The sequence below is a fragment of the Microbacterium sp. MYb62 genome, from assembly GCF_002979475.1.
GTDB lineage: Bacteria > Actinomycetota > Actinomycetes > Actinomycetales > Microbacteriaceae > Microbacterium.
On sequence record NZ_PCOY01000002.1, the window covers coordinates 141,542 to 167,503 of the forward strand.

General features: G+C 66.6%; 24 protein-coding genes and 2 tRNA genes. 9 read left to right on the forward strand and 17 right to left on the reverse strand.

The annotated features are described in order from the left end of the window. Positions 1-6: 6 nt before the first annotated feature. From CQ042_RS03135 to CQ042_RS03150, 4 genes are all read right to left on the reverse strand, one after another. The gene (locus CQ042_RS03135) at positions 7-1,431 is read right to left on the reverse strand and encodes an aldehyde dehydrogenase family protein (RefSeq protein WP_105668771.1); all 1,425 of its coding nucleotides are present in this window, start codon (positions 1,429-1,431) and stop codon (positions 7-9) included. Positions 1,432-1,582: 151 nt separating this feature from the next. Further along, complete coding sequence (gene solA / locus CQ042_RS03140; RefSeq protein WP_105668772.1) at positions 1,583-2,761, reverse strand: N-methyl-L-tryptophan oxidase; 1,179 nt, start codon at positions 2,759-2,761, stop codon at positions 1,583-1,585. Positions 2,762-2,801: 40 nt separating this feature from the next. Next, the gene (locus CQ042_RS03145) at positions 2,802-3,938 is read right to left on the reverse strand and encodes a tyramine oxidase subunit B (RefSeq protein WP_105668773.1); all 1,137 of its coding nucleotides are present in this window, start codon (positions 3,936-3,938) and stop codon (positions 2,802-2,804) included. Next, positions 3,935-5,473, reverse strand: coding sequence for an APC family permease (locus CQ042_RS03150; protein WP_105668774.1), 1,539 nt, complete (start codon positions 5,471-5,473; stop codon positions 3,935-3,937). The genes CQ042_RS03145 and CQ042_RS03150 overlap by 4 nt, the downstream gene beginning before the upstream one ends. A 156-nt stretch (positions 5,474-5,629) precedes the next feature. On the opposite strand from CQ042_RS03150, the gene CQ042_RS03155 reads away from it, so the two are divergent. From CQ042_RS03155 to CQ042_RS03170, 4 genes are read left to right on the forward strand one after another with little or no spacing between them, the layout of a single operon-like run. Beyond that, positions 5,630-6,541, forward strand: coding sequence for a helix-turn-helix domain-containing protein (locus CQ042_RS03155; RefSeq protein WP_105668775.1), 912 nt, complete (start codon positions 5,630-5,632; stop codon positions 6,539-6,541). A 53-nt stretch (positions 6,542-6,594) separates the two neighbouring features. Further along, positions 6,595-7,719, forward strand: a complete 1,125-nt coding sequence (locus tag CQ042_RS03160) for a Xaa-Pro peptidase family protein (protein WP_105668776.1) — start codon at positions 6,595-6,597, stop codon at positions 7,717-7,719. Between the two features lie 35 nt (positions 7,720-7,754). Then, complete coding sequence (locus CQ042_RS03165; protein ID WP_105668777.1) at positions 7,755-8,129, forward strand: HNH endonuclease; 375 nt, start codon at positions 7,755-7,757, stop codon at positions 8,127-8,129. Positions 8,130-8,166: 37 nt separating this feature from the next. Beyond that, positions 8,167-8,613 carry a GNAT family N-acetyltransferase gene (locus CQ042_RS03170; protein WP_105668778.1) on the forward strand — a complete coding sequence of 149 codons (447 nt, stop codon included), beginning with the start codon at positions 8,167-8,169 and terminating at the stop codon, positions 8,611-8,613. Positions 8,614-8,732: 119 nt separating this feature from the next. Here CQ042_RS03170 and CQ042_RS03175 read toward each other — a convergent pair. The 13 genes from CQ042_RS03175 to CQ042_RS03235 all read right to left on the reverse strand — a co-directional run bounded on the left by CQ042_RS03175 (position 8,733) and on the right by CQ042_RS03235 (position 23,024). Next, positions 8,733-8,805, reverse strand: a tRNA-Ala gene (locus tag CQ042_RS03175). Between the two features lie 27 nt (positions 8,806-8,832). Continuing rightward, positions 8,833-8,906: transfer RNA gene (locus tag CQ042_RS03180), tRNA-Ile, on the reverse strand. 85 nt (positions 8,907-8,991) lie between these two features. Beyond that, a complete protein-coding gene (locus tag CQ042_RS03185; RefSeq protein ID WP_258131991.1) occupies positions 8,992-9,948 on the reverse strand; it encodes a DUF4097 domain-containing protein in 957 nt (318 codons plus the stop codon). After that, entirely contained in the window at positions 9,945-10,634 is a 690-nt protein-coding gene (locus CQ042_RS03190) for a response regulator transcription factor (RefSeq protein ID WP_105668779.1), read from the reverse strand. Before CQ042_RS03190 ends, CQ042_RS03185 begins: the two co-directional genes overlap by 4 nt. Then, positions 10,622-11,890, reverse strand: coding sequence for a histidine kinase (locus CQ042_RS03195; RefSeq protein WP_105668780.1), 1,269 nt, complete (start codon positions 11,888-11,890; stop codon positions 10,622-10,624). The genes CQ042_RS03190 and CQ042_RS03195 overlap by 13 nt, the downstream gene beginning before the upstream one ends. A 182-nt stretch (positions 11,891-12,072) precedes the next feature. Beyond that, complete coding sequence (locus tag CQ042_RS03200) at positions 12,073-12,477, reverse strand: DUF3566 domain-containing protein (RefSeq protein WP_105668781.1); 405 nt, start codon at positions 12,475-12,477, stop codon at positions 12,073-12,075. Next, on the reverse strand, positions 12,474-15,029 hold the full coding sequence (gyrA, locus tag CQ042_RS03205; protein WP_105668782.1) for a DNA gyrase subunit A: 2,556 nt from the start codon (positions 15,027-15,029) through the stop codon (positions 12,474-12,476). Before gyrA ends, CQ042_RS03200 begins: the two co-directional genes overlap by 4 nt. Positions 15,030-15,072: 43 nt before the next feature. Beyond that, entirely contained in the window at positions 15,073-17,142 is a 2,070-nt protein-coding gene (gene gyrB, locus CQ042_RS03210) for a DNA topoisomerase (ATP-hydrolyzing) subunit B (protein WP_181157422.1), read from the reverse strand. Positions 17,143-17,260: 118 nt separating this feature from the next. Next, entirely contained in the window at positions 17,261-17,779 is a 519-nt protein-coding gene (locus CQ042_RS03215; RefSeq protein ID WP_105668783.1) for a DUF721 domain-containing protein, read from the reverse strand. Next, complete coding sequence (gene recF / locus CQ042_RS03220; protein ID WP_105668784.1) at positions 17,772-18,965, reverse strand: DNA replication/repair protein RecF; 1,194 nt, start codon at positions 18,963-18,965, stop codon at positions 17,772-17,774. Before recF ends, CQ042_RS03215 begins: the two co-directional genes overlap by 8 nt. A gap of 216 nt (positions 18,966-19,181) precedes the next feature. Beyond that, positions 19,182-20,324, reverse strand: a complete 1,143-nt coding sequence (dnaN, locus tag CQ042_RS03225) for a DNA polymerase III subunit beta (RefSeq protein WP_105668785.1) — start codon at positions 20,322-20,324, stop codon at positions 19,182-19,184. A gap of 498 nt (positions 20,325-20,822) precedes the next feature. Next, positions 20,823-22,214 carry a chromosomal replication initiator protein DnaA gene (gene dnaA, locus CQ042_RS03230; RefSeq protein WP_105668786.1) on the reverse strand — a complete coding sequence of 464 codons (1,392 nt, stop codon included), beginning with the start codon at positions 22,212-22,214 and terminating at the stop codon, positions 20,823-20,825. Positions 22,215-22,400: 186 nt separating this feature from the next. Continuing rightward, on the reverse strand, positions 22,401-23,024 hold the full coding sequence (locus CQ042_RS03235; protein WP_105668787.1) for a hypothetical protein: 624 nt from the start codon (positions 23,022-23,024) through the stop codon (positions 22,401-22,403). Positions 23,025-23,168: 144 nt separating this feature from the next. On the opposite strand from CQ042_RS03235, the gene CQ042_RS03240 reads away from it, so the two are divergent. The 5 genes from CQ042_RS03240 to yidD all read left to right on the forward strand — a co-directional run bounded on the left by CQ042_RS03240 (position 23,169) and on the right by yidD (position 25,959). Then, a complete protein-coding gene (locus CQ042_RS03240) occupies positions 23,169-24,491 on the forward strand; it encodes a hypothetical protein (RefSeq protein WP_105668788.1) in 1,323 nt (440 codons plus the stop codon). Between the two features lie 5 nt (positions 24,492-24,496). After that, entirely contained in the window at positions 24,497-24,979 is a 483-nt protein-coding gene (locus tag CQ042_RS03245; RefSeq protein WP_146115333.1) for a hypothetical protein, read from the forward strand. 132 nt (positions 24,980-25,111) lie between these two features. Then, positions 25,112-25,249 carry a 50S ribosomal protein L34 gene (gene rpmH, locus CQ042_RS03250; RefSeq protein ID WP_013584598.1) on the forward strand — a complete coding sequence of 46 codons (138 nt, stop codon included), beginning with the start codon at positions 25,112-25,114 and terminating at the stop codon, positions 25,247-25,249. A 6-nt stretch (positions 25,250-25,255) separates the two neighbouring features. Beyond that, a complete protein-coding gene (gene rnpA / locus CQ042_RS03255) occupies positions 25,256-25,612 on the forward strand; it encodes a ribonuclease P protein component (protein ID WP_105668790.1) in 357 nt (118 codons plus the stop codon). Further along, positions 25,609-25,959 (forward strand): membrane protein insertion efficiency factor YidD, encoded by a 351-nt coding sequence (yidD, locus tag CQ042_RS03260; protein ID WP_105668791.1) that lies wholly within the window; start codon positions 25,609-25,611, stop codon positions 25,957-25,959. Before rnpA ends, yidD begins: the two co-directional genes overlap by 4 nt. Positions 25,960-25,962: the final 3 nt, after the last annotated feature.

Sequence of the window (25,962 nt, forward strand, 5' to 3'; positions counted from 1 at the left end):
CTTCGCTCAGCCGTTGATGATCTGCGGCACCGCGACCGACTTCAGCCCCTCGACGCCGAATTCGAGGCCGTAGCCCGAGGACTTGTGGCCGCCGAACGGGATCATCGGATGCACTCCGCCGTGCGAGTTGATCCATACCGTTCCCGCCTGGATGCGCGCGGCGACCTTCCGCGCCTCTTCGCGTTCGCCCCAGACCGACGCACCGAGACCGACGTCGAGACCGTTGGCGCTGGCCACGGCGTCTTCCACATCGGTGTACCGGATGATCGGCAGGGCCGGCCCGAACTGCTCCTCGTCGACGAGGGCCACCCCGTCGGCGACATCGGCGACGAGTGTGACCGGATAGAAGAGCTCGCCGAGCTCGGTCGCAGGCTTTCCCCCCGTGACGATCCGTCCGCCCTTGCGAGCGGCGTCCTCGACCAGATCGCGGACGATCTCGAACTGCGCGTGGTTCTGCAGCGGACCGAGCACGTTCTGCTCATCCAGGCCGTTGCCCATCGGGGTCTGACGCACGACATCCGCCAAGGCCTCGACGACCTCGTCGTAGACCGAGTCGTGCACGTAGAGCCGCTTGAGTGCCGCGCAGGTCTGACCGGTGTTGATGAACGCACCCCAGAAGAGGTCCGGCGCGATGGCCGCCGCGTCGACACCGGGAAGCACGATCCCCGCGTCGTTCCCCCCGAGCTCGAGCGTGAGGCGGGCGAGGTTCTTCGCCGAGCTCTCGACGATGCTGCGGCCGGTCGCGGTCGACCCCGTGAACATCACCTTGCCGATGTCGGGGTGCGAGGCGATCCTGGCTCCCACCTCGCGGTCGCCGGCCACCCCGATCAGCACGTCGCGGGGGAGCACCTGGTTCATGACCTCGATCAGAGCCAGCACGCTCAGCGTCGTGTAGCCGCTCGGCTTCACGACCACCGTGTTCCCCATGCGCAGTGCAGGGGCGATCTGCCAGATGCCGATCATGAGCGGCCAGTTCCACGGCCCGATCGCACCGACCACGCCGATCGCCCGGTAGTGCAGCTCGGCGTGGGTCTCGCCGTCGTCCACCACGACCTCCGCCTCGAGCGGCGTCGCGGCGGCGGTGCGCAGCCAGGCCGAGCACGCCCCGACCTCGAAGCGGGCGTTCGGTCCGTTGAGCGGCTTGCCCTGCTCGCGCGAGAGCAACCGCGCGAGCGGCTCGGCGTTCGCGTCGATCGCATCGGCGACGCGGACCAGCAGCGCGCTGCGCTCCGCATGCCCGAGCGCATCCCACGCGGGCTGAGTGGCCTTGGCGCGCGCGACCGCGGCGTCGAGCTCCTCGACCGTGTGCACGGGCGCGCGACCGATGGGCTCCCGCGTCGCCGCGTCGACCACTTCGCGACCCTGTCCTTCCGGTGCGCCGACGCGCTCCAGCAGGGCGGCCTCATCCAGAACCGGGGCGATCTCCGACATCACTGTCTCCTCACGATGGGGTGCGCGACAGGTTCATCGCGCAGTTCGAGTCTGCGCTCGAGGGGCGAGCGCGATTTGACTGCCCGTGCGGTGCCCTTGCCGGTCCGTGACCGAAGCACGCCGCCCGGGTGCAGGGCTCACGAAGCACGGCTCAGTGGCCTCCGCCACGGTACGGGCCGATCTTCGCCAGGCGGTCGAGGTGGGCGGCCAGGGCGAAGTGCGGATCGATGTCGGAATCGCTCGGCTGCATGGCGAGCCGTGCCGCCCATTCCCCGAGCACGGGCGCGAACTTGAAGCCGTGCCCGGAGAGTCCGGTCACCGTCACGACCCGCTCGCTCCCGCTCACATCGACGATCGGGGTGCGATCGGGCGTGTAGGCGCAGTGATGCACGCTGGAGCGCACGGGCTCGGGGTTCACCGTCGGGAAGAACTCCTTCGCCTGCTGCCCGATCTTCGCGAGCTCGTGGCGCGTGTACTCCCGGGGGACCTCATCGACATCGCGGGCGACCGGCCAGGTCGGGTTGCTGCTGGCCTTGATCGAGTAGCCGTCGAGGCTCGGCGCCCCGAAGAAGTGCACGGGTCCGACATCGCGCAGGAAGGCGGGGAAGCGCTCCGGAAGGAAGTCGGCGATGTCCGTGGGCATGAACCAGGTCAGGCCCAGGACCTGCAGCCGCAGCAGGTCGCGCAGTCGGCCATCCAGTCGCGTGGACCACGACCCGGAGGCGAGGATCACGGTGTCGGCCCTGATCGCCCCTGTCGGGGTGCGCACCACGACACCACCGGGCTCCTCCTCGATCGACAGCACCGGGGCGTGGAAGTGCAGTTGCGCACCGGCCGCCTCGGCGAGGTCGAGTGCTGCCATCAGCGACACCTCGGGACGGATGCCGCCACCGTGGTGGTCGAGCACGCCGACGTCGCCGTTGTGCACGTTGTGCTGCGGGTGGGCGCGCCGCAGCTCCTCGGTGTCGTAGAGCGTGTGCGGCAGCTCGAACTCGCGCACGGTGTCGAGCGTCGTGCGCATCTCCACGCGGTCGGGCTGGGCGATCGACAGGGCGCCCACCTCGAGGTAGAGCTCCCGGCCCGACTGCTGCTCGAGTTCACGCCACAACCGCCGCGACTCCTGGAGCATCGGCACGTAGCGGCCACCCTCGTGGTAGGCCGTGCGGAACACCCGCGATTCCCCGGCGTAGGAGCCGCGGTCGTGCACCCTGCCGTACTGCTCCACGCCGATGACCTCGACATCGTCGCGCTGCGAGAGCCGCCAGGCGGCGAGCGCACCGACAGCTCCCAACCCGACGATGACGATCCGCTTTCTGACCTGCGCACTCATGAAGACTCCTGACGAGAAGACGATGGGGGATGGACGCCGGTCATGCGAGCGCCGGGGTGTCCCAGAGGAGAAGCTCGGTGCCGATGCCTTCGGCCACCGCGCGCCGGTAGACGACGGTTCCCCACGCCACGTCTTCCACCGGCATCCCACCGACGGAATACAGGAAGATCTCGTCTTCGCTCCGGCGCCCCTCGGCCTCGCCGCTCATGATCGCTGGCAGGTTCTCGAGGGCGTCGCCGCCGACGTCGCCGGAGCGGATGCGGTCGAGAAGGTACATGCCGTGGAGTCCGATGTGCTCGTGGGCCGGGTGCGGAACCTCTTCGCTCCATGCCTCGTAGAGACCGCGGAAGTCCGCGATGTGCCGAGCGCCCCGAAGTAGATCGTCGTCGATCATGATGTCGGCGGGCAGGCTCACCAGCGCTCCGGGCGTGATCCACCGCTTCTCGATCCGCACGTAGTTCGCCGACCCTGCCGGCGTCGTGGGGGCGATCGTGACCAGATCGCTGTCGCGTACGGCGTCCTCGACGCTGTCGACGATCGTCACGGACGTGAACTGCGGATACTCCCGTCGCACCCACTCGACGAAGGAGTCGATGCTCGAACGGCTGCGTCCGGCGATCTTCAGGGTGTCGAGCTCGGGGCGCACCGCGACGAACGCCTCGAGCGTGGTCCTGTTCATGACGCCGGGTGCCACGATGCCCACGCTCCGGGCATCGGGATTCGCGAGGTGACGTGCGCCGACACCCGGCACGGCCCCGGTGCGATAAGCGCTCAGCAGGTTGGCCGACATGTGCGCGAGAGGCGCCCCGGTGTCCTTGTCGCTCAGCGTGAGCATCAGGATCGAGCGGGGGAGCCCGTTCTCGCGGTTGGCCATGTTCGACCCGTACCACTTGCATCCGGCCGTCTGGAACGTTCCCCCGAGGTAGGCCGGCATCGCCATCATCCGCCGGTGCGGCCCGTCGAGCGGCATCCCGTCGTGCGACGACGCCGCGGGAAAGGTGACCATGGAGCCATGGGAGTTCCCGTCGGGACCGCCCATCCGGTAGTCGCCGACGTCGACGAGGCGCAGGGTCTCCTCCATCACGTCGACGCACAGACCCATGTCCGTCACTCCCGCCGCGATCGTGTCGGGCTCGGACAGATAGCGGAACGTCAATCGGGTGTCCGGGGTGCTCACTGGTTTCCTCTCGTCGCTTCGACCGCCGGCTCACCCAGGTGCGGGTTCTCCGGCAGCTCGGTGCCATGCCCGATCTGACGGTAGACCTCAGGTCGGGCCCGGCGCAGCCACAGTGCCCACACCACGGCGAGCGCCGAGGGCACGAGGAGAACGGCCGGAAGGATGAAGGTGGTGGGAGTGGACTCGGTCTGACCGAGCAGCACGTCCCAGTTCACGAGGATGAGCACCCAGACGATCGCGAGCGCCACGAACGCGATGATCGGAGCGATCAGTCTGCTGCCGGCACCGACCTCGCGCCGATCTCGTCGGAAGAAGCCGATCACCGCGACCGAGACCAACACCAGGAGCAGCACGAGACCGAAGGCGCCGAGGTTGGTGAGCCAGGTGAAGAGCGTGATCACCGGGTACGGACCGTTCTCGGGGTTCCAGCCCTGCTCGCCGATCGCGAAACCGACGATCACGACGACGGCGATGGCGGACTGCAGCAGCGACCCGGCCCACGGTGCACCGCTCTTGATGCGGACGGTGCCCAGCACCCGGGGCAGCACGCCTTCGCGTCCGAGCGAGAACGCGTATCGCGCGACGGCGTTGTGGAAGCTCACGAGGGCGGCGAACAGGCTCGTGATGAACAGGATCGACATCACATCGACCCAGATCACACCCAGGTGCTCAGCGATGAAGTTGAAGAACAGCGGGGGACCGGCCTCTTCCGGAGAGATGCCGGTGGGATCGGTGATCTTGCTCGGGCCGACGGCGAGCGCGAGCGCCCAGGAGGAGAGCGCGTAGAAGAGGCCCGAGACACCGACAGCGAGGAACGTCGCGCGCGGGATGGTGCGCTTCGGGTCCTTCGACTCTTCGCCGTAGATGGCCGCCGATTCGAAGCCCATGAACGCCGCGATGCCGAACGCGAGGACGGCCCCGACCCCCGGCACGAACAGCGCCGACGGGGTGATGGGGGCGGCGGTGAACCCCTCGGCCGGGTTGCCGAAGGCGAAGACGTCGAACACGATCACCGCGACGAACTCGAGCGCGACGAGAATCCCCAGCACCTTGGCCGAGAGATCGACCCGGTGCACGCCGAGCACGCCGACGAGCACGATCGTGAGGAGCACCCACACCCACCAGGGGCTCGCCCACCCGGTCTTCGACTCGATGAACGAGCTGATCTGGAACCCGAGCATGCCGTAGATGCCGATCTGCATGGCGTTGTACGAGAGGAACGCGAGGATCGATGCGCCGACGCCGGTCGGGCGTCCGATGCCCTGCGCGACGTAGGCGTAGAACGCACCGGCGTTGGTGACGAACCTGCTCATGGCCGCGTAGCCGATGGCGAAGACGGCGAGCGCGACCGCCAGCACGATGTAGCCGAACGGGATGCCGTCGACGTGCGTGACCGCGTAGGCGCTGGTCACCCCACCGGCGAGCACCGTCAAGGGCGCGGACGCCGCGATGATCATGAACGCGACCGCGAAGACGCCGAGTCGCCGATGTTCGGCCGTTCTCGTCGTCGACGTTGTGGGGGTGGACGTCACCATGGCGCAGCTCCTTCGATGCTCGGGTATGTCCTCATACTCGCCAGGGCCGGGCGTCATCGATTGACGGCGAGGGCAGAACACTTGTCTACGCGGGCACAGGGGGCTGATGCTAAAATGTAGCATCGTATATGATCGGCCACAGTGGGGTGAGCCTTGATGGAGAGTCTGTCGTTCCTCGATTACCGCCATGCGGTGTCCCGTGCCGTCGTCGCGCTCGATGTGACCGCGCCGGAGCAGGATCGCTTCCGCGGCGCGATCGACGCCACCGCCGCCGGCGACATCCACGTGTTCGCGATCGACGCCGACGGACACGGCGTGCACCGCACCCCGTCGCTCATCTCCCGCGCCCCGCAGCAGTACTTCAAGTTCTCCCGCATCGAGCGCGGCAGCGGCCTCATCGTGCAGGACGGCCGCGAGACCGCGCTCGGCAGCGGCGACATGGCGCTGTACGACACCGACCGCCCGTACTCGCTGCTGTTCGACGACGCGGTGCAGATGTCGGTCGTGATGTTCCCCAAAGTGCTGCTCGACATCCCGTCGGAGGACACGAGCCGCATCACCGCCACCCGGCTGAACGCGGGTGGAGCCCTGGGCGCGATGGTCGGGCCCTACCTGGGTTCCCTCGCCGAGGGGGCGCACAACCTCGACAGCCGCATCGCACGACGGATGCTGCGCACGGCCGTCGACATGCTCAGCACGGTGCTGGAGGCGAACCTCGCCGCCACGGAAGGCCCGGTGAGCGCGCACTCCGCGACCCTGACCCACATCCTCACCTACATCGACGTGCACCTCGCGGACAGCGAGCTCTCACCGTCGCAGATCGCCGCGGCGCACTACATCTCGGTGCGGCACCTGCACGCGATGTTCAGCGAGCAGGGCTCCACGGTCTCGACGGTGATCCGCCGTCGCCGACTGCAGCGCTGCTACGACGCGCTCACCGATCCCTACCAGGCGCACCGCTCCATCGCCGAGATCGCGATCGCCGCGGGCTTCGTCGACCCCGCGCACTTCAGCCGGGTGTTCCGTGCGCACTACGGGGTGCCTCCCCGTGCCGTGCGCGCGGGCTGAGATCGCCTCTGGATCAGGGTGCCCTGAACCCGCCCGCGCAGTAGCGTGGAGCCGTGAGCACACTGCCCTTCCCCGCCTCCGTGTACGCCGCCCGACTCGCCCGCGCCGCCTCCCTCGCCGCTGAGGCCGGGCTCGACGCCATCATCGTGGGCCCGGGTCCCGATCTGCAGTATCTGGTGGGCGTCGAAGGCGACACCATCGAGCGACTCACCGCCCTGGTGATCGGCCCCGACCTCGCGCCGACGATCGTCGTCCCGCGGATGGAGCTCGCGAAGGTGCGCACCACCGCGGTCGGCGAACTCGCACTCGCCGTCGCGGACTGGGTCGACGGCGAAGACCCCTACGCGCTGGTCACCGACGCCGTCGGCACCGTGTCGCGCGTCGGCGTCTCCGATGCTCTCCCCGCCCTGCACGTCATCCCGATCGGCGAGCGACTGGGCGTGCGTCTCGAACTCGCGACCCCGGTGCTGCGCGAGGGCCGCATGATCAAGGACGCCGAGGAGATCGCCGAACTGCGTCGGGCCGGAGAGGCGATCGACGCGGTGCACCGCCGCGTGCACGAGTGGCTTCGGGCCGGCCGCACCGAGCGCGCGGTCGCGGCCGACATCGCCGAGGCCATCGTCGCCGAGGGCCACCGCACGGTCGAGTTCGTGATCGTCGGCTCCGGGCCGAACGGCGCAGACCCGCACCACGAGGTCTCCGACCGGGTCATCGAAGACGGCGATGTCGTCGTGGTCGACATCGGAGGAGCCGTGCCGAGCGGCTACAACTCCGACAGCACCAGGACCTACGTCGTCGGCACGCCCGACCCTGCAGCGGCCGAGCGCATCGCCGTGCTGGTGCGGGCGCAGCAGGCGGCGGTGGATGCCGTGCGTCCTGGGGCCACCGCAGCCGAGGTGGATGCCGCGGCGCGAACCGTGCTCGCCGACGCCGGTCTGGGCGAGGCGTTCCTGCATCGCACGGGCCATGGCATCGGCGTCTCGGTGCACGAGGAGCCGTACATCGCTCCGGGCAACGACCTGGTGCTTCGCGAAGGCATGGCGTTCAGCATCGAGCCCGGCATCTACTTCGCCGGGTCCTGGGGCGCCCGCATCGAGGACATCGTGTTCGTGACGGCCGAGGGCGGCGAGAGGTTGAACGTCGCGCCGCACGAACTGACGTCGGTCGGCGTCGGCTGACCGACGTCGATCGAGCACCGCGATAGCATCGGCCCATGCGCCGCCGCCGCAAGGTCACTTCCACCACCGCGTCGCCGGCGACCCGTGCACGCTATGCCAAGCGGCGGCAGAATCGGCTCGCCCGCGTCGACAACGATCTCACCGATGCCCAGTGGTACGACCTCATGGACGCCTGGGGCGGATGCGCCTACTGCGGTGGTGACGGTGCCGCACTGCAGCGCGACTGCATCCAGCCCATCTCCCGTGGCGGCCGCTACACGCTCGACAACGTGGTGCCGGCCTGCGCATCCTGCAACGCGAGCAAGCACAACGACGAGGTCACCGGGTGGCTGCGCCGCAAGAAGCTCGACGAGCGCACGTTCCTCGTCCGCCACGCCACGATCCTGCGGGAACTGCGTCCCGCCGAGTGAGGCGCAGCCGTTGCGCCCCGGTCAGTACGCTCGAGTCATGACGACGATCACATCGATCACGACCGAGGACCGCACCGAGTGGCTCGCACTCTGGAACGGCTACCTCTCCTTCTACGAATCGGAACTCGATGAGGAGATCACTGCGGCGACCTTCGAACGCCTCGTCGACAGCCACTCCGGCATCCACGGAGCTCTCGCCCGTGACGAGAACGGTGCAGCGGTGGGCATCGTCCATTGGCTCACGCACCCGGCGACGTGGACCACGGCCGACTACTGCTACCTCGAAGACCTGTTCGTCGCTCCTGACGTCCGCGGCGGCGGTGTCGGCAGGGCTTTGATCGCGCACGTGCGCGGATGGGCGGAACAGCACGGCTCGGCGAAGGTCTACTGGCTCACCGCGGAGTCGAACACCACCGCTCGGGGGCTCTACGATCACGTCGCCTCACGGTCGGGAATGATCCATTACCAGATCGGTCTCGACTGACATTGCCCCGAAGACCGCAGGGGCGTCTGCCGGGTGGTTTCGAGTCTCACGGTGACCGCGAAGCGATCCCCCGTGAACAGAAGAAGCCCCCGGCAGCTGCCAGGGGCTTCTCGATCCTGTGGAGCCTAGGAGATTCGAACTCCTGACATCCTGCTTGCAAAGCAGGCGCTCTACCAACTGAGCTAAGGCCCCGTGAGGGAATTTCTTGAGTTAAAAGTGTGGGGCTACCAGGACTTGAACCTGGGACCTCTTCATTATCAGTGAAGCGCTCTAACCGCCTGAGCTATAGCCCCGTCAACCTCCAAGACTTTACCGGAGAAAGACGGAAAATCCGAATCGAGGGCGAGGACCCCGGGGAGTCCTCGCCCTCGTCCGCGTTCAGCGTCCTGGTCGGATCGTCGCGGATCCGGCCGAGAGCGATACGTCGATCGTCCTCCGCGCATTCGAATCCTCGTCGACGACGGTGTTCAGAGTGCCGGCACTGGTGTCGTGAGTGACCGCATACGCGACATCGGGAACGGTCAGATCGAGCGATCCGGCGCTCACGTCGATCGCGGTCTGCGTCGGAGGCGTGCCGGTCAGCTCGACCGTCAACTTCCCTGCGGATACGCCGAGGTCGGCGGTGGCGACACCGTCGAGCAGTACGTCGGCGCGGCCGGCACTCATCTGCACATCGAGTTCTCTCGCCGCCCCTTCGAGGTCGAGCGCACCCGCATTCACGTTGATGTCGAGGGTGCCGAAGTCTCCGACCACATCGAGACTGCCGGCATCGAGCGTCATGTCCGCATCGAGGTCGGCACTGCGCAGCTTCTCCGGCAGCGTGAGCACGGCGATCTCCTCATCACCGAACCAGTTGCCGAACCACCACCCGAACACACCCTGCGGACTGCGCACGACCAGCTCATCACCGTCGCGCTCGAACGTCCACGCCGTGCCTCGGCCGTTCGTGATGGCGAGCTCGGCCTCGTCGACGTCGCCGAACTCGACCCGCATGCTGCTCGCGTCGGCGTCGATGTCGAGTCCTTCGATCCCCTCCACCCCCATCGTCTGCACGGAGTCGGGGCGGCTCGACGACATGATGTTCCCCGCAGCAGCCGCTGCGGCGGTACCACCGGTTCCGAGCAGCGCGATCCCGCCGAACACGGCGGTCACGACCAGCACCGCCGTCGCGCCGGACGAGCGATCACCGGGAGGAGCAGGGGAGGGAGGATTCGTCGAAGCCTGCGGCGCGGGCGCCGCCTGAGCGGTCGGCTGCGGCGGAGCAGCGGGCGGGGAGGCGGGCGGCGGGGTGAGCGGCGTGTGCTCGCCCGGGGCGCCGTTGTTCTCGGTGGTCATCGTGCCACTCCTGTCAGGCCGGTCGGCGGCGTCGGGCCACCGGTGTTCTCGATGTGGGCGAGGGCGGCGAGCACACGACGATTGCCTGACTCGTCCGGATCGAAGCCCAGTTTCTGGAAGATGGAGGTGATGTGCTTCTCGACGCTGGCCTCCGAGAGGAACAGCAGTCCGGCGATCGCCTGATTCGACTTGCCTTCCGCGATCAACGCGAGCACCGTGCGCTCGCGCTCGGTGAGCCGCATCATCCGGTCATCGCGGTTGCGCCGCGTCAACAGCTGGGCGACGACCTCGGGATCCAGCACCGTCGCGCCCTCCGAGATGCGCTGCACGGAGGCGAGGAACTCGGAGACGTCGGCGACGCGGTCCTTGAGCAGATATCCGAGCGGACCTCCCTGCGCGGCGATCAGATCAGAGGCGTAGCGCTCCTCGACATACTGGGAGAGCACGAGGATGGCGAGCGAGGGATGCGTCGATCGCAGCGCGAGTGCCGCCCGGATGCCCTCGTCGGTGAACGTCGGAGGGAGACGGACGTCGAGGATGCAGAGGTCGGGTGCCGTCTTCACGACGGCTTCTTCGAGACCGTCGATGTCGGGGAGAGCGGCGACCACCTCGTGGCCGGCGTCTTCGAGCAGACGGACGAGTCCTTCGCGGAGGAGGACCGAGTCCTCGCAGATCAGGATGCGCACGGGACGTTCACCTCCAGGCTGGTCGGTCCACCCTGCGGACTGTCGAGACGGAAGGTCCCACCCGCAGCGAGGATGCGATTCGCGATGCCGTCGAGGCCACCGCCGGGCTGCACCTGCGCGCCTCCGATGCCGTTGTCCTCCACCCGCGCCCAGAGCGTCTTGCCCTCGCGCAACCGCACGATCACGCGCGCCTCGCTGGCCCGCGAGTGCTTCGCGGCGTTGGTCAGCGATTCGGCGATCGAGAAGTACACGGCGGCCTCGGCTTCGCGGCTGCACCGCCCGTCCATCCGCACGTCGAGATGGACGGGGATGTGCGAGCGCCCAGCGAGCGCCGACAGCGCGGCGTCGAGACCGCGGTCGTCGAGCACGGAGGCGTGGATGCCGCGTGCGAGCTGACGCAGTTCGGTGATGGCCGCCTTGGTCGAGGTGTGCGCCTCGTTGATCAGTTCCTTCGCGGCCTCGGGATCGTTGTCGATCTTCTGCTGAGCGAGGCCGAGGGTCATGCCGACCGAGACGAGTCGCGGCTGAACCCCGTCGTGCAGGTCCCGTTCGATGCGTGTGCGCTCCACGTCGGCGGCGCGCACGGCGCCCTCCCGCTGCGCGGTCGACGTGCGGACCCGCTCGGTGAGCTCGGTCTCCTTCGGACGGACCACGATCGCGAGCGCGATGGTGCGGTGCAGCAGAGCCAGTCCGATCGTCCCGACGACGCACGCGGCGATGCCCAGGATGCCGACGAGCGGCGCCCATGAGACGGGGATGCCTGTGCCGCCGAAGGGTCCGATCACGGCGTCTGCGGCGGTGAGCGGGGCGAAGGCGATGATGATCGACCACACGAAGCCCCAGAAGAGACGGAGCACGATGGCGCCGAGAACGGCGGCGATCGCGAAGTTGGCGATCGCGCGCCACATGCGCCCGTCGATCGCCTGACGCCCGAGCGAACGCAACCAGCCCACGAAGCCGGGGCGGTCGCGTGGCTGTGCGCGCAGCGGTGCGATCGACGTGCGGTAGAGCGCGCCGACGCGGGCCACCTCGAACCACCCGAGCCCGTACAGGGCGTAGACCAGGCCCACGAGCAGGACGAGGCCGATGCCCGCGGCCAGGATGAGTCCGAGGCCGGTGCCGAGGAGCCCGCCGAGCATTCCGAGGATGGCACCGCCGAGAGCACCGACGCCTGCCAGATGCAGGATCGTGAGGAAGATGCGCAACGGCGGCTTCACCGCCGTTGCGGGAGCCGGGGTTGCAGTCTGAGTGGTCATGCTTCCAAGGTACGGCGGGGCCGGCGGGCACGACACCGAGTCAACCGGACACTCCGCTTCGGGTTTTCCGTAACCGGGATCAGGCGGGATCGGCGGGTGTCTTCTCGCCGCCGGAGAACGATGAAGGGCGGATGCCGCAGCATCCGCCCTTCATCGAATCCGTTTCGGAGATCGCCTCCGGGTCAGTTCGACATGAACCCGACGAGCAGTCCGCCGGTGACCTTCACGGCGAGGTTGTAGATTCCCGCGACCACGGCACCGAGCACGGTGAAGACGATCAGGTTCAGGATCGCGACGACTGCCGCGAACGCCATCACCTGCGGCAGCCCGACGACCTCGGAGAGCACGAACGTGTTGTCGGTGATCCCGACCAGGAACTTCTCCGTCGTGGTCATGACCCCTGTGGCCTGGAGCACCAGGAAGACGAGGAAGAACGAGACCATGGTGACCACCGCGAGGGCGACCGCACCGAGGAAGGACAGCTTCACGGCCGACCAGAAGTCCACGTAGACCAGGCGAAGCCTGACCTGCTTGCCGCTGGTCTTGCGGGTCGACTTCTTCGCCAGCTTGTCGGCCACTGTGCTCATGCGTCTGTATCCTCGGGGGTCTGTGTCGTCTCGGAGGCCTGGGTCTCGGCATCCTCCGCATCCACCTCGTCCTCGGTGAGGCCACGCTCACCGTTACGGGCGATGGCGAGGATGCGATCGGCTTCCGTCGTCCGGGCGAACACCACTCCCATGGTGTCTCGACCCTTGGCGGGGACCTCGGCCACGGCAGAGCGTACCACCTTGCCGCTGGACAGAACCACCAAGACCTCGTCGTCCTCGGACACGATCAGACCGCCCGCGAGAGTGCCCCGATCGTCGTTCAGCTTGGCGACCTTGATGCCCGTTCCGCCACGTCCCTGCACGCGGTATTCCTCGACGGCGGTGCGCTTCGCGTAGCCGCCGTCGGTGACGACGAACACGAACTTCCCGGGTGCCGCGACGGATGCCGACAGCAGGCAGTCCTCGTCGAGCTTGAACTTCATCCCTCGCACGCCGGCCGTGGCGCGACCCATCGGACGAAGCGCCTCGTCGGTCGCCTCGAAGCGCACCGACATGCCCCGGCGGCTGATCAGGAGGATGTCGTCCTCCTTGTTCACCATGAGCGCGCTGACCAGTTCGTCCTCGTCGTTCAGACGGATCGCGATCACGCCACCCTGACGGTTGGTGTCGTACGCCTCGAGCCTGGTCTTCTTGACCAGACCCTCGCGCGTCGCCAGCACCAGGTACTCCGCCACCTGATAGTCGCGGATGTCGAGCACCTGAGCGATGCTCTCGTCCGGCTGCAGCGCGAGCAGGTTCGCGACGTGCATGCCCTTCGCGTCGCGTCCGGCCTCCGGCACCTCGTAGGTCTTCGCACGGTAGACGCGACCCTTGTCGGTGAAGAACAGCAGCCAGTGGTGCGTGGTGGTCACGAAGAAGTGCTCGACGATGTCGTTCGCGCGCAGCTGTGCGCCCTTGACGCCCTTGCCGCCGCGGTGCTGCGAACGGTAGTTGTCGCTGCGCGTGCGCTTGATGTACCCCTCGCGCGTGACGGTGACGACCATCTCCTCCTCGGCGATGAGGTCTTCCATCGAGACGTCGCCGTCGAAGCCGTGGAGGATGTGCGTGCGCCGCTCGTCTCCGAAGCGGTCGACGATGCCGGTCAGCTCCTCACGGATGATCGTACGCTGACGACCTTCGTCGGCCAGGATCGACTTGTAGTCGGTGATCTGCGCCTCGAGCTCGTTGGCCTGGTCGATGATCCGCTGACGCTCGAGAGCTGCGAGGCGACGCAGCTGCATCTGCAGGATCGCATCGGCCTGGATCTCATCGATGTCGAGGAGCTTCTGGAGACCCTCGTTCGCATCCGCCGTGGTCTGCGACCGACGGATGAGCGCGATGACCTCGTCGAGGGCGTCGAGCGCCTTCAGATATCCGCGCAGGATGTGCATGCGCTTCTCGGCCTCGCGGAGGCGGAACTCCGTGCGGCGGACGATCACGTCGATCTGGTGGGAGATCCAGTGCGTGATGAAGCCGTCGATCGCGAGCGTGCGCGGCACGCCGTCGACGATCGCGAGCATGTTCGCGCCGAAGTTCTCCTGCAGCTGGGTGTGCTTGTACAGGTTGTTCAGCACGACCTTCGCGACCGCGTCGCGCTTGAGCACGACGACCAGACGCTGACCCGTGCGGTCGGAGGACTCGTCACGGATGTCGGCGATGCCGGTGATCTTGCCGTCACGGGCGAGGTCGCCGATCTTCACCGCGACGTTGTCGGGATTGACCTGGTACGGCAGCTCGGTGACGACGAGGCAGGTGCGGCCCTGGATCTCCTCGACGTTGACGACCGCGCGCATCGTGATGGAACCGCGCCCGGTGCGATACGCCTCGTGGATGCCCTTGGTGCCGAGGATCTGCGCTCCGGTCGGGAAGTCCGGGCCGGGAACGCGCTGGATCAGACCGTCGAGCAGCTCCTCGCGCGGGATCCCGGGATTGTCGAGGGCCCAGAGAGCGGCGTCGGACACCTCGCGGAGGTTGTGCGGCGGGATGTTCGTGGCCATGCCGACCGCGATGCCGACCGAGCCGTTGACGAGCAGGTTCGGGAAGCGAGCCGGCAGGACCGTCGGCTCCTGCGTCTGGCCGTCGTAGTTGTCGGTGAAGTCGACCGTGTCCTCTTCGATGTCGCGCACCATCTCGAGCGCGAGCGGGGCCATCTTGGTCTCGGTGTATCGAGGGGCTGCGGCGCCCATGTTCCCGGGGGAGCCGAAGTTGCCCTGGCCGAGAGCCAGCGGATACCGCAGCGACCACGGCTGCACCAGGCGGACGAGGGCGTCGTAGATCGCCGAGTCGCCGTGCGGGTGGTACTGGCCCATGACCTCGCCGACCACGCGGGCGCACTTCGAGAACGACTTGTCGGGGCGGAATCCGCCGTCGTACATGCCGTAGATCACACGGCGGTGCACGGGCTTGAGACCATCGCGCACATCGGGGAGCGCGCGCCCCACGATGACGGCCATCGCGTAGTCGAGGTAGCTGCGCTGCATCTCCGACTGCAGGTCGACCTGGTCGATCTTGCCGTGATCGTGTTCCGGCGCGGTGCGTTCTTCGTCAGTCATGAATCAATCTCTCTGTCACACATCTGGTCTGAGCCCGCGGGCATCAGATGTCGAGGAAGCGGACGTCCTTGGCATTGCGCTGGATGAAGCTGCGTCGGGATTCGACGTCCTCGCCCATCAGCACGCTGAAGATCTCGTCGGCCGCGGCTGCGTCCTCGATGGTGATCTGCTGCAGGGTGCGCGTGGTGTGATCCATCGTCGTCTCCCACAGCTCCTTCGGGTTCATCTCACCGAGACCCTTGTAGCGCTGGATGCCGGCATCCTTCGGGATGCGCTTGCCGTTCTCGATGCCGTGCTTGAGCAGGGCGTCGCGCTCGGCATCGCTGAACACGTATTCGTGGGCCGAGTTGGACCACTTCAACCGATACAGCGGCGGCATCGCGAGGTATACGAAGCCGGCCTCGATGAGCCCGCGCATGTAGCGGAACAGCAGCGTGAGCAGCAGCGTCGTGATGTGCTGTCCGTCGACGTCGGCATCCGCCATCAGCACGATCTTGTGATAGCGCGCCTTCTCGATGTCGAACTCTTCGCCGATGCCCGTGCCGAAGGCCTGGATCATCGCCTGGACTTCCTTGTTACCCAGGGCCTTGTCGAGACGCGCGCGCTCGACGTTGAGGATCTTGCCCCGGAGCGCCAGGATCGCCTGCGTGTGCGGGTCGCGACCCTGCACGGCCGAACCACCGGCCGAGTCACCCTCCACCAGGAAGATCTCGCTGATCGACGGATCCTTGCTGGTGCAGTCCTTGAGCTTGTCGGGCATGGCCGCCGACTCGAAGACGCTCTTGCGACGAGCGGTCTCACGGGCCTTGCGGGCGGCCAGACGAGCGGTCGCGGCATCGATCGCCTTGCGGATGACGTTCTTCGCCTGGTTCGGGTTGCGCTCGAACCAGTCGCCGAGCTGATCACCGACGACCTTCTGCACGAAGGCCTTCGCTTCGGTGTTGCCGAGCTTGGTCTTGGTCTGCCCCTCGAACTGCGGCTCACCGAGCTTGATCGAGATGACCGCGGTCAGTCCCTCGCGCACGTCGTCGCCGGAGAGGTTGTCGTCCTTCTCCTTGAGCAGGTTGTTCGCGCGGGCGTACTTGTTGACCAGGGTGGTCAGCGCCGCACGGAAGCCCTCCTCGTGCGTTCCACCCTCATGGGTGTTGATCGTGTTGGCGTAGGTGAAGACGTTCTCGGTGTACGAAGTCGTCCACTGCATCGCGACCTCGAGCGAGATCTTGCGCTCGGTGTCCTCCGACTCGAACGCGATGATCTCGTCGTTGACGACCTCGGCGTGACGCACCTTGTTGAGGTACTCCACGTAGTCGACGAGGCCGCGCTCGTAGAAGAACACGTCTCCCGGCTGCTTGGTGACGGTGGAGCCGTCTTCCTCCACCTCGTAGGCGGAAGACTCGCGCTCGTCGCGCAGTTCGATGCGCAGCCCCTTGTTGAGGAATGCCATCTGCTGGAAGCGGGTGCGGAGGGTGTCGTACTCGAACTCGATCGTCTCGGTGAAGATCGACGCGTCCGGCCAGAACGTGATGCTCGTTCCGGTCTCGTCGGTCGCCTCGCCTTTCTCGAGCTTCTGCTGCGGGATGCCACCGTCGGCGAAGCTGTGCCGCCAGACGAAGCCCTTCTGCTTGACCTCCACGTCGAAGCGCGTCGACAGTGCATTCACGACCGAGGAGCCGACGCCGTGCAGACCACCGGAGACGGCGTAGGCGCCGCCGCCGAACTTTCCACCGGCGTGCAGGATCGTCAGCACGACCTCGACGGTCGACTTGTTCGGGTCGGACGAGTGCGGATCGACCGGGATGCCTCGACCGTTGTCGACGACGCGCACGCCGCCGTCCGCGAGCATAGTCACGAAGATCGTGTCGGCGTAGCCGGCCAGCGCCTCATCGACGGAGTTGTCGACGATCTCGTAGACCAGGTGGTGCAGACCGCGAGGACCCGTGGAGCCGATGTACATACCGGGGCGCTTGCGCACGGCCTCGAGACCCTCGAGGATCTGGATCGAATCCGCGCCGTACTCTCCAGGCTGCTTCGCCTTGGGTGCAATGGTGCCCTCGGTTGCGGGGGTCCCCCCGGTGTTCGATTCCGTCTCGTCAGCAGGGGATTCAGGCGTCATCAGAGGGCATTCTCCACATCGATATCACGAACTCCCATTCTAGCGGAGTTTCGTCGGGAAATGCCGCTCAACGGCCGTGTGTGGCCCTCTGAGCGTTTCGGACCCCTTGCGTGGTGCCCTACCCGTAGGTATCGCGCGGGCCCCGTCCTGGAACGGCTCTGGGACCCCATTTCCAGGAGGGAACGTCCGGTCCGATGAAGCGAAGGTTCTCGACCCCCGCCTCCGGATACCGCCGACCGATCTCGGTGAGAATCGTCGCCCTCATGAACTGCAGGTTCTTCGCCCATGCCGTCGAGTCGCACTTGACGGTGAGCAGACCGCGCTCCAGAGACACCGGCTCGGAGTGCTTCGCCGTGTCGGCGCCGGCGAGATCCGCCCACTGACGCACGAGGTCTTCCCTGGCGAGGGTGATCTGCCAGCCCGAGTCACGACTCAGCTTGTCGAGCACCGCCCCGAGAGCACCGGGATCCCGCCCCGGCGTGAACGGCGCGTTGTCATCGTCTGTGGTGATGCGCCGCTTGCGCTTCCAGCTCTTCGAGCTGGGCTGCAGACCACGAAGTCGCAGATAGGTGCCGACGGTCTCCGGAACCTCGGCTGCGGGTGTCGATGCTGCGGGTGTCGATGCCGACTCAGTCATCCGCCACCTCCCGCTCATCGCTGATCGTTCCGCCGCTGATCCGCACCACATGGGCGTGCAGCACCACGGGGATATCCTCCTCCACCGCCGCCGTCACCACCACCTGCTCGTACCCTGCCGTCAGGGTGGCGAGCCGTTGACGCCGGTCGGCATCGAGCTCGGCGAAGACGTCGTCGAGAATCAGCACCGGGTCGCCGGCGGGGGATTCGCTGCGCAGGAGCTCGGCCGATGCGAGTCGCAGCGCGAGGGCGACCGACCACGACTCCCCGTGAGAGGCATACCCCTTCACAGGAAGATCGCGGACCCGCAGCACCAGATCGTCGCGGTGCGGACCGGTGAGAGTGAGTCCGCGGTCGAGCTCGCTCGATCGCTTGGCAGCGAGCGACGCGCGGAACAGGTCTGCGATGTGCTTCGGATCACCGAGCCGGTCGATGCTCGACTCCGCCGCGGCATCGCCGGCGCCGTCCTCGTCCTCTTCCGGATCAGCACCGCCCACCGACAGCGCCCATTCCAGCTGCGGACGATGGTCTTCGCCGGCGATCGCCTCGTAGGCATCGGCGACCGGCTGCTGCAGATCCACGGCCAATCGCTGGCGTGCGGTGATGATCTCGGATCCGAGGGAGACGAGCTTGTCGTCCCAGACATCCAGCGTGCTCAAGCCCTCTCCACGGATGCCGCGAGCCCGCGCCGACTTCAGAAGGGCGTTGCGCTGCTTGAGCACACGATCGTAATCGGCGAGGACGGCCGCCAGACGAGGAGTGCGCTGGATGAGGAGCTGATCGGTGAAACGACGCCGCGCCGACGGATCTCCGCGGACGATCTGCAGATCTTCGGGCGCGAACAGGACGACATGCGCGTAGCGGGGGAGCTCGTTCGGCTTCGACGGCGAGCCGTTGATGCGCGCCTTGTTCGAACCCTGCCTGTTCACCTGGATCTCGGCGAGGACCCGGCGCTCTCCGTGGGAGAGACGTGCGCGGATGACCGCGAACTCCTGCCCGTCCCGGACCATCGGCGCATCAGACGACACCCGGTGGGATCCGAGCGTGGCCAGGAAAACCACGGCCTCCGCCAGATTCGTCTTCCCCTGACCGTTACGTCCGACGAGAACGTTCGGGCCACGGTGGAGGGTGAGTTCAGCGGTCGCGTAATTGCGGAAATCGACCAGACTCAGGTGCTCCACAATCACGGAGTCAGCCTACCTTCGGGGTCTGACACTTGATTCTGCTCGTTGGTCGCGTGGTTTCGGGAGATGTGGTGCTCCCTTCGTTCGCAGAGCGGGTTCCCTCCCGCTTCGCGGGCCCCTCCCGATGCTCGCTCCGGGAGCATCGTCACCTGCGACGGTCCCGTGGATCGGCTGAAAGGCTGATCCGGGAACGTTTCGGGTAGGGGGAAGCGGAAGGGATCAGCGAAGGAGGAGGTTGGGCTGAAGCAGGTACTTGAACGAATCGAGGCCCGCCTGGTCGACCGAGGTCTGGCTCGTGATGAGCACGGGGCTCAGCTTGTTGGCGTTGTCGCTCGAGGTGAACGTCACGCGGACGAACTCGCTCTTGACGGCGCCGAGAGCCTCGATCAGGTACTGCGGGTTCAGGCCGAGCGTGACCTCGTCTCCTCCGGAGAGGATCGCGTCGACAGACTCGGATGCTCGTGCGTGGTCTCCGCCGGACGCGTCCATGGTGACGCTGTCGTTCGAGAATGTGAAGCGCAGGGGAGCGGCGCGGTCGAGCACCAGCGACACTCGACGCACGGCCTCGACGAGGTCGGCGGTGTTGACGACCGCGTAGTGGTCCGTCTGCTCGGGGAACAGTCGCCGCACGGGCGGGAAATTGCCCTTGATCAGCAGAGAAGTCACCGTCTTGTTGCCAGCGGTGAAGGCGATGATCTCACGGTCGCCTGCTCCGGAGAACGCCACCTGGATGGTTCCGGCGTGGCCGAAGGTCTTGCCGACCTCGAGCAGCGTGCGGGCGGGGACCAGCGCCGTGGCCTCGACGGCTTCGCCATCCCACGGCACATCACGCAGGGAGACCCGATAGCGGTCTGTCGCGACCAGGCTGAGGTTGTGTCCCGAGACCTCGAGCTGCACACCGGTGAGGACGGGAGTCACGTCATCACGGGACGCGGCGAACCCGACCTGTGCGATGGCGGTGCCGAAATCGTCGGCCGGTACGACACCGGATGATCCGGTGACCTCGGGGATGGACGGGTATTCCTCGACCGGCATTGCGGCGAGGGTGAAGCGCGCCGACCCGCAGGTCACCGCGATGCCGCCGTCTTCCTCGACGGCGATCTCGATCGGAGCGTTCGGAAGGCGGCTGGCGATGTCGGAGAGCAGTCGGCCGTGGACCAGGATCGTGCCCGGGGTGTCGACGGTCGCCTCGATGGTCGTCCGCGCCGATGCTTCGTAGTCGAAGGCCGAGAGCGTGAGACCGGAACCGTCGGCTTCGATCAGCACTCCGGCGAGGATCGGCTGGGGATTGCGCTGCGGCAGAAGCTTGACGACGAACGAGACGGCCTCGCTGAAGACATCGCGGTTGACCTGAAACCTCACGGGTGCTCCCTTGTCGTCGAACTGTGATGCGTTGTCATCGGCCCTGCCGGTGCAGGGCTTCCCATGCTAGCCCCACACTCCGGCGTATCCCTACGCCGAGGTTCTTGTGATCCGTTCGTCGGGTCGTCCCCACCGTCTGGTGATCGGATCGCGCTCTTGAATGACTTAACTCCTTAACGGTGTTAACAGCTGTGGATACTGTGGATAAGTCGGTGGATAGCAAGAGCGAGTAGGGAACTACACAGTTGTCAGTTGTGGAAACCCTGAGGAATCCGCGGGTTACCGGCATCCAGGTCCATTGAGGCCTCCCCGGAGTTATCCACAGGTTTGGCTGATCGGCCCACATTCATCCCGATGGAATCCACGGTCATCCACAAGTTATCCACATGTGCATAGAGGCATCTATCGGTCGATGAGAATCCCTGTCGGGCACGCAAAAAGGGGAGGCCCGCACCCGTTCAGGTGCGATCCTCCCCTTTTTCTCGGAGATGCGGCGCGTCAGCGTCGTCCGAGCTGTGTGGTGATCTCGGTGACCTGGTTGTAGATGGAGCGACGCTCCTTCATGAGCTCGCTGATCTTCTTGTAGGCGTACATGACCGTGGTGTGGTCGCGGTTGCCGAACAGCTGCCCGATCTTCGGAAGCGAGAGGCTCGTCCGTTCGCGACACAGGTACATGGCGATCTGTCGGGCGGTGGCGATCTGCTGCGACCGACTGGAGCCGTAGAGATCGTCGACGGTGAGTTTGAAGTACTGCGCGGTCGCCGTGATGATGTCGGTCGGCGAGATGATGTTGTCCTCGGCCGTGTCGATGATGTCGCGGAGCACCGTCTGCGCCAGAGAGATGTCGAGCGCCGAGCGGTTCAGGCTGGCGAAGGCCGACACCCGGATGAGGGCGCCCTCGAGTTCGCGGATGTTCGACGAGACGACGGTCGCGATGTACTCCAGCACCTCGTCGGGTATGTGGAGCGCCTCGCTCTGCGCCTTCTTGCGGAGGATCGCGATACGCGTCTCGAGGTCCGGCGCCTGGACATCGGTGATCAGACCCCACTCGAACCGGCTGCGCATCCGATCCTCGAAGCCGGTGAGGTGCTTCGGGGCGACGTCGCTGGTGATCACGACCTGCTTGTTGTGATCGTGCAGGGTGTTGAAGGTGTGGAAGAAGGCTTCCTGTGTCTCCGCGCGGCCCTGAAGGAACTGGATGTCATCGATCAGGAGGATGTCGACGTCGCGGTAGCGCGCCTGGAAGGCGGCGCCGCGGTTGTTCGCGATGGAGTTGATGAAGTCGTTCGTGAACTCCTCGCTCGAGACGTAGCGGACCTTGACGCCGGCGTAGAGCGACTGGGCGTAGTCGCCGATGGCGTGCAGGAGGTGGGTCTTGCCCAGCCCGGAGTCCCCGTAGATGAACAGCGGGTTGTAGGCCTTGGCGGGGGCTTCGGCGACGGCCACCGCTGCGGCGTGGGCGAATCGGTTGGACTGGCCGATGACGAAGTTGTCGAACGTGTACTTGGGGTTCAGGCGCGATTCGTGACGCAGCTGGGTCGGCTGCTCCATGGGCGATTCCACGCGTGCCTGCTCGTGGCGGCCGAAGTCGCCGACCGCGATCGGTGCCGTCTGCTGCTCCGCCAGCTCGTGATTGACCACGACGCGGTACGAGGTGACCTCCTCACCGATGTGGGAGAGAGCCTCCATGATCGGGAGTCGGAGACGCTTGTTGATCTGCGCGGCGGTGAGGTCGTTCGGCACCTCGAGATACAGGGTCGCCGACATGACGCCGGCGGGGACGGCCAGGCTCAGGAAGCCCTGCAGCTGCGGGGTGACGCGGTCGTCATCGACCAGTAGCTCCTGCACCGTGGTCCAGATGGGAACATCGGGCTGGGCTGGTGATGACATGACGCTCCGGACGAGGCTCGGTGAGGGGCCGCGGAAGAAGGCTGCCCCTGTGGATAACTACGGATGCCAACGGTAGTCATCGCGGCCACGAACGGCAACCTGCCGCAGAGAATCAGGGCGTGAGAGGTGTTCGGTGCAGGCGCGAAGGCTGTGGATAGCTCCTGTGTGTACCGGCCGGGAACGTGCTCAGTCGGCGTCGTACTCGCAGCTGACGGTTCCGGAATCGGAGGTCTCTTCGACGACGAGCTCGTCGTTCCAGTAGATCTTGCAGCCGACCGTCTGGTTCTCACTGTCGCTCGGCGCGGTGATCGTGATCCACGTCGATGACTTCGCCGTGGTGTACTGAGCGCTTCCCACCGCCGGCCAGGGAAGCGTCCTGGTCTCGGTATCGCCGCTGAAGGACGCGGTCACTCCGGCCTGCGGTCCTGTGCCTTCGAGTTGAACCCGATTCAACGGGGGCGACCAGATGCCGACGATGAAGACGATGAGCAGCACGATGTCGATGAGGAGGGCGGTGAGGCCGGCAGCCAGTCCCAGACTCGCGGAGCCTCGCGATCCGGCTCCTGCGCGCCGCGATCGACGACCGAGGACGATCGCCACGATGGCGCCGGCCGCGGCGACGACGAAGACGGGGATGATCCAGGGATTCTGGAGCGCGTAGTACGGGATGAGGAGCGCTGCCGTGAGCACCAGAGAGATGATTCCCACCACGATCGCGAGGCTGGCGATCGTCCGTGCGGCCGTGCGATCCGTCCCGTCGGCTTCTGAGACCTCGGATCCGCTCACGGAACCGATCGGTTGGTCAGTCATCGCGGCCTCTCGGTAGGAAGATACTCCCGCTGCTTCGACGGTTCGATTAGCATACCGGCGGGGGGAACGACCGACTTCCGGCTCGCAGTGCGCGACCGGATTCGTGACGGCGGCTCTCCCTCGACCGTAACGGGGGGATGAGCAGTGGCCGGATATGCAGAGCTCGACGACATCATCGGCAAGATGAAGCGCGCCGCCATCGATTGCTGGATGGCTGATCAGGGCTTCGACCCCGTGTGGGGAAACGAAGGCACCTACGCGAAGTGGGGATGGGCTCCGTACCAGTACTTCCGCCCCGAAGCCGATGGCTCGGGGGGAGGTGGGAGCGTCGGTTACGGCGATGGTGTGTCGTGCGCCGCGGAGTTCGACGCGATCCGCGCGGCGATCGACGGGGTCGTCCAGAGATGGCGCGGCCTTCCTGACGGGTCGGCATGCGCCGATCCCCAGAGCGCCGCGAACTCTGCAGCGGCATCGCTCGGGGCCGCTGGGACGGATCCGAATGCGATCGGTGGAAGCGATATCTCCACGTCGAACGGCACGATCTCCGAACTGGTGCTGAACCGGATGGATGGAAGTTTCCGCGACCCCTTCATCGACAAGTACTTCACGCAGTTCTCCGCGGTGCACCCCGGCATCGGGCAGGCGGCGAAGATCCTCCAGGCGAACTACGCCGCATGCGGTGCGATGTGGCCCGCGGTCGGAGACGACGTGGCCACGATCTGCGACAGTGCGCGGGTGGCGTGGGAGACGCAGGCGAAGAATTCCTCCGCGGCGACGGCGACGTTCCAGCTGACGGTTCTCGCTGCTGTGGCGGGTGCGGTCGGTTCGGTCGTGACCGCCGGCGCAGGTACCGTCGCTGCTGTCGCCGGCCTCGGCGGAGTCGCGCTCGCGGCGAACACGGCCGTTGCCGGGATCACGGCGAATGCTGCCGTCTCGGGCAGCTCGTACGGTTCGATCCTGGAATCCCTGGTGAAAGCCTTGGACACTTTGGATGAAGCGATCACCAAGCAGGAGAAGGCCCTGGCCGAGATGCTGACGTCGGCCGATTCCACGATGCGCGGTGACATCGCGAGCTATAACCTCGATGCGTCGACGCTGGCGGAGTACCCGGTTCAGGACAACGCGATGCGGATGGACCGGACCGACGCGAACATCGTGTCACGGAACATGGGTCGTATCGAAGAGACCCTCGCCGAGGCCAGATCCGCTTTCGGCAGCGCCCCCACCAGCGCCCCGACGTCGCGAACGTCGGGGATCGGACGATCTTCGACGGGCACGCACGCGGAGGCGACGGCCCTGCACGGTCTGGTCGCCCGCTGTCTCGATCTCACCATCTCCGAGTATTCGCGCGGGCATGACCTGTTCGATGCGACGGCGGCGGACTACTTCAACACCGACGCGAACGCCGAGCAGACCGTGAGAAACCTCCTCGCCGATGAACGTCTGACCGTAGACCTGGGAGTGTGATCACGATGGAGAGTCGCTATCTCGGACCCATCGAACTCGACGGCGGTGCCGGGGGCGGTTCGATGGAAGCGGTCATCGATTTCGCCGGAGATCAGGTTCCCACGCGTCTGGAGATCGACTACCCCGATCGGCTCACCCAGACGCTCATCGACGACATCGACGTGATGCTGGACTATCCCGACGTCGCCGACGGCATCGCCCGTGAGACGATCGAGGGCGCCATGCGGCGTGACGACTCCGCACCCTCCCAGCTGTTTCAGGTCTGGGAGCGTGCGCGCTGGGGCCGGGAGAGCTCTGTGGAGCAGTTCCTGGAAAGCCTCCGACCGACGAAGATGATCATCACACCGGATGGCGGCCGAGCGAACCTCGATCGAGTGGTCCTCTCGTACGGTGTCCGTGATACTCCCGTCGCGGGCACCATCACCGTTCGCCTGCTGCAGTCCGCACCACCGGAGGTGGACCGCGCTCCCGCCGGCGGGTTCGGATAGAGTCGCGGACGCGCAGATTTGCTCTGTGCGCCAGGAAGACGTACCCTAAGTCGGTTGACTTATGCCATTTTTGGCAGTTCCCCATGTCTCCGGTCGAAGTGAATCCGGTGGCAGCATTCCCGGAGTGATCCCATGAGCAAGCGCACCTTCCAGCCCAACAACCGTCGTCGCGCCAAGAAGCACGGCTTCCGTGCCCGCATGCGCACGCGTGCCGGCCGCGGCATCCTCGCTGCCCGCCGTGCGAAGGGCCGCACCGAGCTCTCTGCGTAGTCCGCTGTGCTCGCCCGCCCGTATCGGCTGACCCGCGGGAGCGACTACCGTCTGGTCGTTCGTCGTGGCTCCCGCTGTGGTGGGGCGCGCGTCATCACGTCGATGCTGTCGACGGGTGAGAGCAGGGCCGCGAGGTTCGGATTCATCATCAGCAAGCAGGTAGGTACTGCAGTGGTGCGCAACACCGTGCGTCGTCGGCTCAAAGCCGTGTGCGCGGAGGCGCTCCCACGCGTCCCCGAGGGCACGGATGTCGTCATCCGTGCCCTTCCTGCATCCGCGATCGCGTCGTTCGCCGAGCTAGAGGCGGATGTTCGTCGTTGTCTCGGCAGGCTCGCCCCCTCGTCGACCGCGGGATCATCATGACCGCGTTGCCCGCCTCGTCGATCGGCACGGCACAGGTACAGCCACAGGATCTGCTGCGTGGCATCCCGCTGGTCCCCCGCAATCTCGTCCTGGGGTTCCTCACGGGTTATCGCAAGGTGATCTCTCCGATGTACGGAGATGTCTGTGCGTACTACCCCAGCTGTTCCGCCTACGCTGTAGGTGCGGTACAGCAGCACGGCGCTGTGAAGGGAGCGGTGCTCTCGGCATGGCGTATCCTCCGCTGCAACCCCTGGACCAGCGGAGGCGTCGACGACGTCCGTCCGCATCAACACTTCCGCTACGACCTGACTGCACACGGTTTCGTCGTCCCTTCCCGAAAGGACTGATCG